Origin of the sequence: Winogradskyella psychrotolerans RS-3, assembly GCF_000427335.1 — a bacterium.
Taxonomy (GTDB): Bacteria; Bacteroidota; Bacteroidia; order Flavobacteriales; family Flavobacteriaceae; genus Winogradskyella; species Winogradskyella psychrotolerans.
Window position 1 is genome coordinate 68,276 of record NZ_ATMR01000199.1, and the last position, 14,592, is coordinate 82,867.

At 33.1% G+C, this 14,592-nt stretch carries 14 protein-coding genes; 4 read left to right on the forward strand and 10 right to left on the reverse strand.

The window, feature by feature from the left end; genetic code table 11:
- The first annotated feature begins 230 nt into the window (after positions 1-230).
- Both ADIWIN_RS17275 and ADIWIN_RS17280 read left to right on the forward strand, forming a co-directional pair.
- Positions 231-479, forward strand: a complete 249-nt coding sequence (locus ADIWIN_RS17275) for an HNH endonuclease (protein ID WP_020897152.1) — start codon at positions 231-233, stop codon at positions 477-479.
- Positions 480-734: 255 nt separating this feature from the next.
- Entirely contained in the window at positions 735-1,121 is a 387-nt protein-coding gene (locus ADIWIN_RS17280) for a DUF302 domain-containing protein (RefSeq protein ID WP_020897153.1), read from the forward strand.
- A 265-nt stretch (positions 1,122-1,386) separates the two neighbouring features.
- On the opposite strand, the gene ADIWIN_RS17285 is transcribed toward ADIWIN_RS17280, so the two are convergent.
- Both ADIWIN_RS17285 and ADIWIN_RS17290 read right to left on the reverse strand, forming a co-directional pair.
- Entirely contained in the window at positions 1,387-1,986 is a 600-nt protein-coding gene (locus ADIWIN_RS17285; RefSeq protein WP_020897154.1) for a DUF6642 family protein, read from the reverse strand.
- Positions 1,987-2,263: 277 nt separating this feature from the next.
- Positions 2,264-5,995 (reverse strand): nSTAND3 domain-containing NTPase, encoded by a 3,732-nt coding sequence (locus ADIWIN_RS17290; RefSeq protein ID WP_020897155.1) that lies wholly within the window; start codon positions 5,993-5,995, stop codon positions 2,264-2,266.
- Positions 5,996-6,639: 644 nt separating this feature from the next.
- On the opposite strand from ADIWIN_RS17290, the gene ADIWIN_RS17295 reads away from it, so the two are divergent.
- Positions 6,640-7,077: a TlpA family protein disulfide reductase gene (locus ADIWIN_RS17295; RefSeq protein WP_020897157.1), complete on the forward strand. Its 438-nt coding sequence runs from the start codon at positions 6,640-6,642 to the stop codon at positions 7,075-7,077.
- Positions 7,078-7,733: 656 nt separating this feature from the next.
- On the opposite strand, the gene ADIWIN_RS20630 is transcribed toward ADIWIN_RS17295, so the two are convergent.
- Positions 7,734-7,889 (reverse strand): T9SS type A sorting domain-containing protein, encoded by a 156-nt coding sequence (locus ADIWIN_RS20630; protein ID WP_020897158.1) that lies wholly within the window; start codon positions 7,887-7,889, stop codon positions 7,734-7,736.
- A gap of 215 nt (positions 7,890-8,104) precedes the next feature.
- On the opposite strand from ADIWIN_RS20630, the gene ADIWIN_RS17300 reads away from it, so the two are divergent.
- On the forward strand, positions 8,105-8,974 hold the full coding sequence (locus tag ADIWIN_RS17300) for an outer membrane beta-barrel protein (protein WP_020897159.1): 870 nt from the start codon (positions 8,105-8,107) through the stop codon (positions 8,972-8,974).
- A gap of 142 nt (positions 8,975-9,116) precedes the next feature.
- On the opposite strand, the gene ADIWIN_RS20195 is transcribed toward ADIWIN_RS17300, so the two are convergent.
- The 7 genes from ADIWIN_RS20195 to ADIWIN_RS17330 all read right to left on the reverse strand — a co-directional run bounded on the left by ADIWIN_RS20195 (position 9,117) and on the right by ADIWIN_RS17330 (position 14,588).
- Entirely contained in the window at positions 9,117-9,290 is a 174-nt protein-coding gene (locus ADIWIN_RS20195; protein WP_020897160.1) for a hypothetical protein, read from the reverse strand.
- Between the two features lie 268 nt (positions 9,291-9,558).
- Positions 9,559-10,170 carry a DUF6515 family protein gene (locus ADIWIN_RS17305; RefSeq protein ID WP_020897161.1) on the reverse strand — a complete coding sequence of 204 codons (612 nt, stop codon included), beginning with the start codon at positions 10,168-10,170 and terminating at the stop codon, positions 9,559-9,561.
- 253 nt (positions 10,171-10,423) lie between these two features.
- On the reverse strand, positions 10,424-10,723 hold the full coding sequence (locus ADIWIN_RS17310) for an EF-hand domain-containing protein (RefSeq protein ID WP_020897162.1): 300 nt from the start codon (positions 10,721-10,723) through the stop codon (positions 10,424-10,426).
- Positions 10,724-10,858: 135 nt separating this feature from the next.
- Complete coding sequence (locus ADIWIN_RS17315; protein ID WP_020897163.1) at positions 10,859-11,587, reverse strand: LytR/AlgR family response regulator transcription factor; 729 nt, start codon at positions 11,585-11,587, stop codon at positions 10,859-10,861.
- 49 nt (positions 11,588-11,636) lie between these two features.
- Positions 11,637-12,653, reverse strand: a complete 1,017-nt coding sequence (locus ADIWIN_RS17320; RefSeq protein WP_020897164.1) for a hypothetical protein — start codon at positions 12,651-12,653, stop codon at positions 11,637-11,639.
- A gap of 13 nt (positions 12,654-12,666) precedes the next feature.
- A complete protein-coding gene (locus ADIWIN_RS17325) occupies positions 12,667-13,266 on the reverse strand; it encodes a YbhB/YbcL family Raf kinase inhibitor-like protein (RefSeq protein WP_152487290.1) in 600 nt (199 codons plus the stop codon).
- The gene (locus ADIWIN_RS17330) at positions 13,263-14,588 is read right to left on the reverse strand and encodes a YHYH protein (protein ID WP_020897166.1); all 1,326 of its coding nucleotides are present in this window, start codon (positions 14,586-14,588) and stop codon (positions 13,263-13,265) included. The genes ADIWIN_RS17325 and ADIWIN_RS17330 overlap by 4 nt, the downstream gene beginning before the upstream one ends.
- Between the last annotated feature and the right edge of the window lie 4 nt (positions 14,589-14,592).

Consider the following 14,592-nt stretch of genomic DNA (forward strand, 5'->3'; position numbering starts at 1 on the left):
ATATAGAATATAGAGCCGAGAGGCAAGAATCAAGAACCTAGAATCAAGATACAAGAATCTAGAGGTAAGAATTAAGACCATATATGATTTTTCCGTTTAGAAAGTTGCTTGTTAACTTGTTGATTGTTAAATTTATAGATCTAAGACCATAATCATGGAGCAACTATTTAATCTTAATGTTGAGGCTTACCGACTCATACTACTCGTTGTTTGTGTTATTATAATAGGTGTTGTCTATAAATATATCCTCTAAAATATTATCTAGACGCCAACTTTACTACAGAAATGTTTATTTAAAATCGGATGCTTGGAAACGTAAACGCTATGTCGTTTTAAAAAGAGATAATTGGAGTTGTGTGCGTTGTGGTGCTTATGCTACGCAAGTACATCACAAGCGTTATGCCAAGAAAAATATTGGTAAAGAACCTATAAAATGGTTAGTGTCTATTTGTGAGCCTTGCCATGATCGATTGCATTAGTTATTCTATTTTAGATTCGTTGTTGGTCTTTGTTTGATGGTGGTTGATGAAATGCAACAATTAAAAATGGTATTGCGTTACTACTTATTAATGATCTCCTTTAATTTTAAGTATTACATTTTGTTTATGAAGACTTATCATATGCCATCGCTGCTATGACTTATTCAACACGTTAATTATTCGTGTTTTGGGTTGATTTTTTGTACCTTATGATATGTGATTTGTGTTTATTATTAACCTTAAAAACAACGTATTATGAATTATTATTTTAGTAAAATCTTAAAAGGTAATTTTGACGCTACTGTAGAGAAAGTTACCGCAGCACTTAAAACGGAACAGTTTGGTGTGTTAACGGAAATCGATATTAAAGCCACGCTTAAAGAGAAGCTGGATGTTAATTTTAATAATTATAAAATCTTAGGGGCTTGTAATCCTCCGTATGCTCATAAAGCCTTATTAGCGGAGAATAAAATTGGGACCATGCTGCCTTGTAATGTTATTGTGCAGGAATTAGATTCTGGTGATATTGAAGTGGCTGCTGTTAATCCTATGGCTTCTATGCAAGCGGTGCAGAATGAGGAATTAAAAGGGATTGCTGAGGAGATTACTGAGAAGTTAAAGGCTGTGATTGAGGGGCTTTGAGGGAAGTTTGAAGTGTGAAGTTTAAAGTGTTCAGTGTTCAGTGTTCAGTGTTCGGTGTAAAGTGTGAAGTGGGACGGTTTTTAGAATCAGGAGCCTAGAACCAAGAGCCTGGAATCACGAATTTAGAATATAGAGCCAATAAGCAAGAGCTCAGAACCAAGAGCCAAGACTATAGAATATAGAGCAATGAAGTTAGAATATAGAATAAAGAGAGGTTTTTAGTTGGTGGTTGTTGGTTCGTGGTGTTTCGTTATAAGAACTCCGTTTAATAATACAATCTGAAATCCAGTAATGTGCAGGCGTTATAATGTCTTTGGTGCAATTCTTCTACAACGGCTAACATATCATCATCTTCTTTAAATAAATTAAAGAATGCTTCATCAAGTTTTGTGCTCGCTATACCATTATAGGCATTACCATAGCCAGAAATCGCTTTTGCTCCCGTAATATCTAAAATATATTGTGCTTCTTCTTCGTCTAAATCTAGAATTTTGGCATTTGAAAAATGTAAAATCTTTCCGTTTAATTGGCCTTCAAAAAGTTCTGCGATTTCTTGTAAACTATAGTAATAGTCATTTAAACAAATGTTATTGGCTTCACCCCTAATTACCAAATAGATGATTTCATAATCCTTAAAGTTATGATCATCTAATACCAATGCGTTTAAGCTATCTTCTAATCCTTCAATGGTGTCGCAGGTTTTATATATACTTGCTATGCCATAGTTTAAGGCCAATTGCTCTAAGTTCTCTTGTGCTTCGGTTACCGTGTTGGCGTCTACATCATCAACTCCTTCTAAGCAATAAATAAAGTACTCTGTTTCTGTAATCTGTTCTTGGGGTACTTGTGGTCTTTTTTCTAGCAAGCTTCTAAATTTATGCAGCGTTTATAAAGTGCGAAATTAAAACAAAGCTTCTGATTTTTTTAGAGGTATGGTGTGAAATTTATGAGGTCTTACTTTATTATGTCTTTTTTTCTTAATAACAAAGGACATCGAAGATTCACGAACACTTAAACAATATTGACGCGTGAGGTAAAAAAAAATATGTTATTATTTAAACGAATAATATATGATTTTAGAACAATTGCAATTATAGCTGGATAGTTGTAATTGTTTTTAGGAAAAATTTAATGAAGTTATTTTAAAAATCTTTTAAAAATTTCCTTCTCTTTTCTTGTTCGGCGTAATCAAGTTCATTACGTCTATGACGTTTAATATGATTTCGAATAGCTCTTGTTTTAGTTCCCAATTTCATATTTTCTACCAACTTTAATAATTTTTCCCATTTGGCAGCTCTGATTGTACCTATAATTACGTTTCCTTGATATACGACTTGGTTACCTGTCCATTTGATTTTCTTAAAAGATTCCAAATCTTGATTTTTTAGCACATAAAATCGAAATGCCTGTTCAAATAAAGCCTTCCTATTGGTATCAATAATATCGAATACAATACGAATTATTTGTGTTTGTTCACTATACCTAGCAATTAAGCTTAAAAGGTATTTGTCTGCTCTTTCAGCATTACAAGTAAGTGATTGGAAAAAAGCATTCACAAAGTGTTTTGAGATAAAGTAAGGGTCTAAAATAGAAGCCATATATTCCACTACTTCATCTAAAGTTTCTTCTGCATTAGGTAACTCCCAAACTATTGACAGTTCTTTGTGGTTTACAGCTCTTTCATGGGTCTCTTTTTCAAAAATTACTTTTATAAATTCTAACAAGAATCTATTATCTTTTTGAATTACTGCTAACAAACACTTGCCTCCATAATCAAAGTGATTGTCGAGTCCATCTTGCTGAATGTAAGCTTTCTTTAACAGTTCTATATCCTCAACTAGAGGGACGACTTGTATAAAGAATTCTTCGCGTAACCAAATTTTTATATTATTATCATCAATTCTTCTTACAACAATCTGTAATACGTTAATTAGAATTTCAGCATCAAGTTTTTCATATTTTTTTAATCGTTTAAACTGGATTCCAAAATTTACCTTAATAGTTTTTAAGGTATTATAAAGTCGAGAAATATGCTTCTTTTTAATGGATTCAACAGGAAGGCTAGTAAGCACCTCTAATTTCCATTTTTCATGCAAGTTTCTAGTTCTAATTGCTTTCCAAAATCTTTCTGCTAATTCTGAATTAGTGGTTAAACTATCTATCACATTATAGGATATGGATATGTCTGAATTAAATATTTCTTCATCTCGAAGTTTTACAAATGCGATAAAAGTTTCAAATCCAATATCAATATCATTGATTAAATTAGCTTTTATAATAGCTTCACAGACATTGAATTGAGAGTATAGTTTAATCTGATTCCATTCTAAAATCTCTCGATACTGTGAAATAAACTGGTTGATATCTCTTTTTGTTTTAAACGCTAATTTCTTGGCAATATCAGACTTTTTTAGCTCATCAAATTCTCGGTAATCTTCAAAGTCGTAATCTTCTTTACCTCTACGTCTATCCCAGTTTACTAGCTCAAATAAAGAATATGTTGGATGTCTAAAAGTTGATTTCAATCTTTTTAAATCAGGATAACTATGTTTTACTTTTCTTGAAGAACGTATCATTTCTCGGACATAATAACAATGATGGAAAGATTTGTTGTTTAGGTTTGAATCTATCCAGGGGACTAAATAGTCTAAATCGAAATCAAAAGTATATTTACTATCTTTTTCATATGTCATTGAAAAGTTTAGCATTACCTCAAAAACCTCATTTGGATAGTCATTGTAGAGATTACAAAGTGTATATAGTATTTTTCCTCGTGATAATTGAACTGAAGCAATATTAGAATCATCTTTTTCAGACTCTTTTTTACTAATATAGCTCCATCTCAATTGCTTGAGTAATTGGCTTGAGATAACAAAAAAAGAAAGCGCTTCTTGTCTTCCTTGTCCTGACTCCTCAATTAAGTAATCTACAAGAATTGTATATCTTTCGAAATGGTTGATGTAATCTTCATCAAGAAAATAAGTATTTTGGTCTATGTGATAGATTAACTGTGGTAGATGTTTTTGTTTCTTTTTGACAAATTGAAATGATAATTCGAGTGCGTCCAAGAAAAATATCGGACTTTTAAAAAAGTATGATAGTAGGTCTAAATGTTTTTCTCTTTTATGTGTATTGGCAAAATCATTAGTTACATATTTCGTTATTAGTTCATCTGCTGTTACAGTATCTAATAAGCTAATCCGTTCTTCTATATATATTATACAATCATCAGGCAAAAATTCCCAAGCGAAATTATAAAAGCGAAATGCTTTTTTTTCATCTAATTTAATAGTTGACCAATAAGAGCTAAGTGTAGGCTTAATTTCTTTAATTATAGCTTCTTTTCCAAAATTTTGATACATTGGGTAAACGGTGTCCTTAAATCGGTATTCTAGTTGGTCGAAATAATTGTTCCAAAGGGATGCAAACGATAGTAATTTGTCTTTAATAAAAACTTTATAGAAAAAGTAAGTAGAGAGGTTTTGTTCGCCAATTCTGACGTGCTCATAATTCAACTCAACCAAATCCAAGCTGTGCAACGTATCAAAAGCATCTCTTAACTCATCACTAGAAATTGAAAAGGAAATTGCAACTGAATTTAGCAACTCAATATCATCATATGGTAGCGTGTAAAAAAAGGATATAATACCTAATGCCTTTAGTACGCGCTTATTTTTAAAAGCATTTTCATCACTTATGAACGTTTCGAAGTACTGCTCGAACAAATCCGTAACATTATTCAGAGATTCAAGCTTATTTGTTTCTCTTGCAATTATAGCCATCATCACAGCTAAACGTGCATTACCTTTTGCGATATCATAAATTTTAAGTTGGTATTTTCCATGCCGCACTTCAAAAGGTTCTTGTTCTATTATAGCTTTAATCTCTTCATAATCAAATCCGGAAATTTTCACGATGGAATTTTTATATCCACTCATCCAATCACGGACATTATCTAGAGCATAATCACGAACAGTTAAAATAAGTTTAAGTTTACCACGATTTAAACTTCTATAAAAACTTAAAATTTGATCGAATTTATCTACTCTATTTACATCATCGACTAATAATATGCTGTTATCGTCTCCTTCAAAATAGGCTCCCAAATCACCAATTAAGTCTGCTCCCTTAGGTGAAATAGCGAATCCATTATAATCTAAATGGGATTCAATGAATTTATAAATTGATTGTAAAGCTAATTTTGTTTTACCCACACCAGCTGGGCCAGAAATAATAACAATATCATTATCTACTAGTTTATCTCTAACATTTTTAAGTTCTACATCTCGATGCAGAAACACACCCGCCAATGGTGTTGCTAGCTTCTGCTTTCCATTATCATATTCTTCTACAAATTTTTCTAATGAAACAATTTGACCTGTATCAAGTGGAATACCTAAATAGTCTTTTGCTAGGTTTTTATGATGAAAAAAGATTTCAGTTGCTAATCTCTCAAGATTGTAATGCCCTGGAACTGTACCCGAAATTTCGACAGCTTCTTTATTTACTTCTTCAATCTCCGCAGGTTTTAAATTTGAATTGTAACATAAAATAATATCTTGAATTTTGTCTTTAGGTATCTTTGTATTCTCAAAATCTAAACAATCAGAAATATCTTTTTTTAGTTTATCTATGAGTTTTTTTCCTTTGTGTTCAGTTGTTGTGGATTCAATAAATAGATATCTTCCGTTTAGCATTTGAATAAATGAATCTGGTCTACCTCTAGTAGTTTTCTGCTTTATGTCATGAGCTCCTGTACGTGAATACGCTTTATAATCGTGATTTCGCAAACTTAAAAAGGAATCACAGAGCTCTTGAAATTCAGTTTCATTAAAATTTTTAAGCCTTTCTTTTATGGTAGATAGTTGATTCATTTATTATTTTGTAGCTGTCTATTATAATAACTAATTAAAACTTGAATATAATAAAACTTACAAGAACAACAGTCTTTTCTAACTAGCCCTTTACCTTAAGGTTTAGACACCTTTAACTTCTTCACTTTTCTCAATCGCTCCAACTCAAAAATCAAAGCTAAATGTTACGCACTATCTATCTCTAAACCCAGCAAATCTGCCAGAACCATAAAAATTATCATTAGAAAAGTCTGTTTTTAATAGTAGTAGATTATCATCGGTTTTAGTGGCTCTTAGTTTGGCTACCATTTTAGGAGGTTCCCTATACCCTACTCTGGTTTATAAGATTCTCGATACATCCCGACGAAAAAGTCGGGACACTCGAACTGACGCAAAGGTTCTCGATACATTACTTTATTCTACGTTATACTTCGAATTAAGAAACACTCGAACTGACATTGGTCCTCGATACATTCTGAAAGAGTTGGGACACTCAAACTAACGTCATTGAAAACAAGTTGAAATATCTAAATCATCAGAGTAACTTTACATGTGTAGTTGAGAGGTTTATTATAAAGTCTTTCAGAAAAATGACGTAATTTGTATGTAATGTTTGTCGGTCTTTAGAAAACGATTATCTTCACTATTACGCTATACTTTGTACCATGACCAACCCTATTACCTCCATAAACGTCGTCGATTTAGACGGTGTTCCTGTAGATTTGATGCAAGCCTATAAACACAAGATTCTGTTGCTAATTATTTATAATAATGATTGTTTAGGCTGCACAGGTCGCGCTATTCCCTTGGCTTATGAGTTTCAACAGACCTATCCAAACATACAAGTTGTAGGGATTCATGCTGATTTTCCGGGTAGAATAGGAACCAAAGCTAATATCAAAAGTATTTTTACTAGTGGCGATATTCCGTTTCCTATTTATATAGATAAGAATCGTCAAGTATTTGATCAATTTCAATCTGAAGGGACACCACAATGGGTTTTAATTTCTGAGGATGGTGTGCTGTTTCGTTCTATTTTTGGTTCTCAAGCCAATGCTAAAAACCGTTTGTTTTATGCTTTAGAAAGTCTTGTAGAAAAATGATATTGAATTGTATTGTTTTAGCCAAAATAATATGAGGCCAGGCTAAGCATTTAAACCCCGTTTTTATTATGATGATTGGATTTATAGAGCCTATTAAGATGATGTATAGTATAGTTTGTGATCTGTTTTTTAGAAGGTTCTCGATACATCCCTACGAAAAGGTCGGGACACTCGAACTGACATTAGGGGTTTTGATTTGTTGTTGTGGGAAAGATTAGGATGGTTGAACTTGCTAGGTTCTCGATACATCCCGACTAAAAGGTCGGGGCACTCGAACTGACATTAGGGGTTTTGATGTGTTATTGTGGGAAAGATTAGGATGGTTGAACTTGCTTGGTTCTCGATACATCTCGACGAAATAATCGGGACACTCGAACTGACATTAGGGGTTTTGATGTGTTATTGTGGGAAAGATTAGGATGGTTGAACTTGCTTGGTTCTCGATACATTTATTAATTCTTCGTTGCACTTCGAATTAAGAAACACTCGAACTGACATTAGGGGTTTTAATGCTCTATTGCGGGAAGGATTGGGACACTCGAACTGACATTTGGTGTTCAATTGGGTAAACCTTAGAACTCAGTTTTTTTTTACAATAACCGGTAATTGCTTACATAAAAACATTCTGTTAAATTTCTTATAAAGAATGCTTTAGACTACGTTACTTGTGTTGTGACTTTAGACATCATAATTTTCTTAACCCATTGTTTGACTTCCGATTCTATTCTTATAAAATAGACACCATTAGCTTGGTTTTGAAAATTATCAGTCACCTCATCTAATGTCTTTAGTTTATTGCCTTCACTTGCCATATCGACATTAAAGGAGACTTTGAAACCTGCACCAAAAGGATTGCACCCATTAAAAGGTTAAGATTTATTAAAACGGCTTGTTATATAAATCTAGTCTCAATATCACCTAAGAATTATGTTAAGCTTAACAGTGTTAAATTTTTAAAACAAGTAACTTTGTAGTCACCATCATAGTGAAGTCCAAATCTTCAATCATTTCTAAAAAATCTTCAATTATGAAACAAACAATTGTAATACTCGCAGCCCTATTATTAAGTACAACGTCTTATGCCCAATTTCAAGTTTCGGCCAGTGGTGGCTATGCCATAGGCAGCGCCGGAATGAAACTAGGTGAAACCCAAACTTCTGGTGGTATAGAAAATTCTTATGGAAGTTATGGGGAAGGTTTAAATACCCAATTACGAGGTACTTATTTTTTTAATGACAGTTTTGGTTTAGATTTAAGTTTAGGGTATTTGCATGGCTCTGACCAAACGGTATCTAAGGTAAGTTTAACCGGATTTGATGTCGATGCTATTGCTAGAGCACGCGCTTTTGGAGCTGCAGCTTCTGTTGTTTATAAATTTAACACCAATGTTTACGCACGTCTTGGTGCGCTTGTGAAATTGGGAGGTAAAACAGAAGCCGTTGTATATCAGAAAGCTACATTTTCGCAGGCTGAAGCCGATGCGATTGGTGTGCCATTAGGATCGTATTCTGAAACTAATTATGTAGAAGATTATCACGGTCAGTTTCCTTTAGGTTTTGTTGCTGCTTTAGGCTATGAATATCCGATTAACACTAATTTTAGTGTTTTTGCAGAAGCTGAATACTATGGTATCAGTTTAAAACGAAAGGATTCTGAAATCACAGAATTTAATACCAATGTTGTTTTACCAGATGGAACGGTTGCTGTAGAAGGGCTTTATACTTTAAATAATTTACCGAATGGGACTAATAAAACGACCACTTATGTGGATGAATTGCCTAGCGATAATACGGATACGTCTAAGGAATTAGCGGTAAAAGTGCCGTATTCTTCCTTCGGAATTAATTTTGGTGTGATTTATAAATTTAAGAAAGCACCTGCAACTACCGCCAGATAATTTAGATATTCCATAACTTATAAGTTTACTAAACTCCTATTGTATAGATAGGAGTTTTTTATGGGTTTTTGAAAGGAAATAATATATAATCCATGCGATTGGTTTACTAGATTTTGAATGGCTTGTCTCGTGATGGATTCTATTATTTCTTTCTCTTCTTTTGTCTCCATACGAGATAGAATATAACAATGAGAATTGGTAAAATGATGTATACAATAATATCAAAAGGTCTAGAGATATCTATGGCAGTGTTTTCACCAGGATTTGGTGTGCCTTGAGGAATTTGTGCGCTTAATAATTGAATGGTAGTTTGCATCGTTTTTGTGATTATAGGTTGATGGTTTAAGTTAATGAATTTTAAGAGAGTTCTATTAATTGTGGTTTTAAAACTTCGTTAAAATTGTATATAGGAACACCAAACCTAATTTCTAAAAACACAGATGATCGTTCCTTAATACATTGCTTTAGATAGAATCTATGCGATTTTTAATTTGAAGCTTTTTCATAAATCAAAAAGGAGACTAGTTATGATAACTACCCTCCTTTTCTTCTAATCAACAATCTAATCTAATCTAATTCTCTTTTTATTCCATATCTATAATGCCCACCACTTCATAGGCTCTTGTGCCGTCGACTTGTACTTTTTCATATAGTATATTGGCATATTCGTAATAGGTTTGTCCGTCTATGGTTACTTTTTCGTAATCCTCTGGAAGCTCGTAAACGACTGTGCCTACTTCTGGATCTACCACTTCATATTCATTATTTATGTGAACATAGAAGATGCCTTGAGCGTTGTAGTAATTACGCGAATTGTAATTAATACGTTTATAGTTAACTGGTAACGTTTTTATTCTAAATCCTATTTTTGGTGCTATAACAATGTAACGCCCCCTAGATTGGGTATAATACTTATTATTTCCATAGTAGTAATTTTGACCATTATGTGTCACCACCGTTTTATTCGGTACCGATCTTACAGATACCACTTTCTTAGTCGGTTTTTTGTAGGTGACTTTTGTGCTCGATACTCTCCTTGTTGTGGTGTTATTTGTAACCGCACTAGTTCTTTTAGCTGTCGTTGTTGTAGCCGTTTTATCTCTTGTACTACTACGCTTTGTTTGTGCAGAAACTTGTGTTGCCATTCCCATCAAAACTATTGCTGGTAAAATGATTGTTTTTATAACTGTTTTCATGATTTTAAGATTTAAATGATTCAACTTTTGTCTTAATACTAAGACCTTATTTACTCTCGATAGTTTAAAGGTATTTGTATTATTTCTGAAATAAAAAGCAAATAGACGGTTGCTATAATTGTATCTACGAACACTAAAATTATATCGATATAGACATCTTAAGGTTTATACTTAGGCCATAATTATGAGTCATAAAAAAAGGCATACTAAATACATAGTACACCCTTTTCAGCTATTAAATAAACTAGGGTATTTACTTTAATAAACTTAACAAACCTGTTAATTCAGTTAGATTTAAACTTGAATTGCTATCCGTATCTAATACATTAAAATTCTCAGCAACAGAACCAATTGCCTCTGTTGAGTTTATAGCATTATCGTTATTAGTATCTAATAAACTAAAAAGACTCGTGATTTGCTGCACCGTTGAATTAGAACTTAATGAGCTTAATAACGTTGCTGCTTGAGATAGCGTTGATGTGTTAACGTCCTTTACACTATTACAGCTAAATAGTGTAGCAACCACAGTTACTGATAGTATTGTTCTTTTCATGTTTCTAAGATTTCTTTCTATTGGTGGTGCAAATGTAATTTTACTCAATGGTATTGCGAAAAAGAATATACAAACCCAATTTATTTACCGCTTAATTGGATTATTCTATAGACGAAACAGAAAAAGGATTTCTTTTTATAAGGAGTTGTTATTTATGAATTCTAAGAACTTTGATTTGTATTGTTCAGACACTGTAATCCGCTGTTGATTGATAATAATCTGACTGCGTTCAATAACATCTATATTATTTAAGGACACAATAAAAGAGCGGTGCACGCGCATAAATTGAGATTCTGGTAGTTCTTCCTCTAAGGACTTTAAACTCATTAAGGTTAAAATAGGTTTTGGATTGTCCTTTAACCATATTTTAATATAATCTTTTAAGCCTTCAAAATATAAGACATCTGCTAATTTGACTCTCAGTTGTTTGTATTCGGATTTTACGAATAAGAATTCTTTTTCTTTAGATAAGATGCTTTCTCGTTTTCCTTTTACCAATTCAAACCAGGTATTGGCTTTGTTGGCTGCAGCTAAAAACTCAGCATAATCAAAAGGTTTTAGTAAATAATCTATAGCTTCGACTTTAAAACCTTCTAAGGCATAATGATCGAAGGCTGTAGTAAAAATAACACGAGTTTCTTTGGGTAGCATTTTAGAAAACTCAATACCTGTGAGATCTGGCATTTGTATGTCTAGAAAGAGTAAATCTACAGGATTGCTTTTAAGCACCTCCATCGCTTCAATCGCACTACTAAATTTGTTTTTAAGCTCTAGGAATGGTGTTTTCTCTACATAACTTTCTACTAAATTGAGCGCCATAGGCTCATCGTCTACAATACTACAGGTGATTTTTATACTACTCATAAGTTATGTTTATATATTAAAAAGCGGAAATCGATTGGATGACTAAAGTTTAGTTTACAGTGTACCTAACAAGCACCTCATTATCTAAAATAACATTAGTAGACCATATAAATTGAGCATCTGCTTCGCTATCATCAAAAATATTTGTGAAATTAGTGTAAGAAGGTTTATTATCCACACCTATAGTATTGTTTGTAAACTCGGTTGCATTAGGCCATTTGGTATCATCAAAATCTGCAGATTGCCAATGTGACGGTGTTTTCCAGTGTAAAGCATAATATGCCGTTCCATCATTAGAATCTTCTGTACTACAAGTCTCACTTAATCTTAAAGTACCTTCTTCGCTGGCACAAGATAAATCTCTTAAAGGTGCTGTATAAAAAGTTTGAGCTTTCCAATCAGCATTTGTTGTTGCTATTATTTCACCTTTAGCATCTTTAAAAACAGCTACCATACCACCATCGCCAGGATGAAACGCTTGTCCTCTATTAGCCTCAGACCCTAAGCCACTATTTTCTTCCCAATCGACCAATTTCATAGCTATGGTAAAAGGAGTGTTTACCTTAAACCTAACAATATTAGAATTAAACTGTGTAAACGGGACATTGTCTTTACCTACAGGTGTTCCATTAATGTACATTTCAAAATAGTTGTCAGCAAATACATAGGCCGTAACTATTTCTCCATCGGCATCAACTTCAATAATATCTGTGCCGTCTAAAGCAGCTAAAGCTTCATCTGCAGAACCATATTCCACTTTTGTACAAGGATTAAACAAATCTGAAGCCATAGGAAAACTGTCATCAGTGAAATTAACCTTAGCAGGAACCGTCCATTTACTACCATCTGTAGCAGTAGAAAAACCAATTGGCGCTTCTCTACCTCTATCGCATTCAAATATGTTTTTAGTTACCACTGTTGCTGGTCCTTGAGATACAGATGCTGTACCTTTATAAACTTCTGAATTTTTGGGTGTTGCTTTTTTAGCGTTTTCACCATTTTTACAAGCTGTTATTGTTAAGCAGGCTAAAACAACTATTAGTGTTGTATTCTTTAAGTTTATCATTTTATGATTGTTTTTAATTTGAGTCTATAAATGTTAAAGTTGTTCTATCAATAATGTTTACGGTGTCTAATGCATTCATAAACACATTGTAATTTACATCTAGACTGTGCTTTTTAGGCAACGTAGCAGGAGTTTCAGATAAAGCATAAAGCGCTATAGTGTATTCATGTTTGCCTTTTCCACGAGAACAAGGTGAAGTATAAGAGATTGCTGTTCCGTCTTTATTTCCGCCCATAAACCAATGTCCTTTAGAAGCCATTTTGTATGGTACTTCTGTTGTTTTAGGATCGATACCCCATAATAACAGATATGAATTGATTTCTGTCTTATTATCTTTCTTCGGATAATGGTACATTACAACGGCTAAAGATTTAGTCCCATCAGGTACGTTTTGCCACGAAAGCGGTATGGAGTTTTCAACATCATTAACCTTCTCTTCACATTTGTAAGCCTCTAATAAAACACCATTTTCTATCGCAATACTCGATAGTTTAAAATCGGAATGTATGGTTTTAAAATCATCATGATTCACTTCAGTAATCACTTTATTATTGTTTTCACAAGACATCAAACCAATAAAAAGTATGGGCACTATAAATTTTGAATATTTCACTTTCCTCTTGGTTTATAGGTTTCTACTCGTGCTGTACCATCAGGATTTATAAATTGATAGCTATAATTATCTTCACTATCCCAACTATAATTTATAATATATTCTTTTGAATCTAAACGATATGTTAGTGCATATAAATTCTCTCCTAAAGTTTTAAAATCAATGATCTCTGCACCTCGTAACGGTGTTAATGCTGGTCGTAACTCTTGTGTTCTAGGTTGCGGATACACCTGATTTTCTGGTGCTTTTGTTTTAGGGTCTATTATCACTTCACCTCTCATACCTGCAATAAAATAAGGATATTCTTTAATAGTATGGTATTGATATGAGCCATCAGAGTTTGTTTTTCCTAAATAGGCATCTAATGAATCAGTTGTTTCTCCGTAAACAGGAAAACCATCTACAGCGTAGGCCACTGGGTTGCCCTCACCTACTTGATCTTGCAAGTGTAATGGTGGTAAATGGTAATGATAATCGTCTGCGCGTCCACAATGCCCTCCCCAATTGTCTAATTCGCCAATAGCATTAGCATCTTCACCTCTATTATTTAAAGGGTTAAAAATGGGAATTCCATTTACAGCTACAGCAATGGCACCTTTTAGTAAATTGGTTTTTGTAGATAGCGGATGCTCAGCCATTTTTGGATGCGTAGGAATAGCCCAACTATTATCACCCGTGTAATTTTGATTGATAGGAACTTGTTGCTGCCAGTTTGTGATACCAACCATCATATCATGATCTGGTAATCCATTTGATGAAACATATAGATAGTTGTCATCTGAATGTGTAGTCACTCCTTCAAATTTCTCAAAAAAGGTTTGCATCACCGAAACGTTATTTTGTTGTACTTGCTGAGTATTTGTTTTAGCGTTATTGGTATTCTTGCACGATACCATAAAAATAACGCCTAAACCAAGTACTCCGTACGTTAAGTACATTACCTTTTTTCGTTTAATTAGTTTATAAACTGAAAAGCACAAAAGAAAAACACCTAAACCAATCAGTGCGCCATTAATATTTGATATGGATTGAGAGTTGGTTTCAATAGTAGTACTACTATTTAAAGCATGGATTAATTCACTTTTGGTTTTAATAAATTTTTGATCTGCTTCTGTAAAGTCTGAAATTTGAAAAGTTTGAATAGCATGGTTGTTATCCATAAGCCAAACTTCATCATTTTCATATTTAATAAAATCGGCCTTGATTATTTCATTTGTAGTTGTTAATTCCCATTGCTTTAAAGGAGTTCCATGTCCACCTTCATGTGCATAAAGGTTGCTATTCAGTATTAAAAAACAGATAATTATAAGCGTATTTTTCATGAGT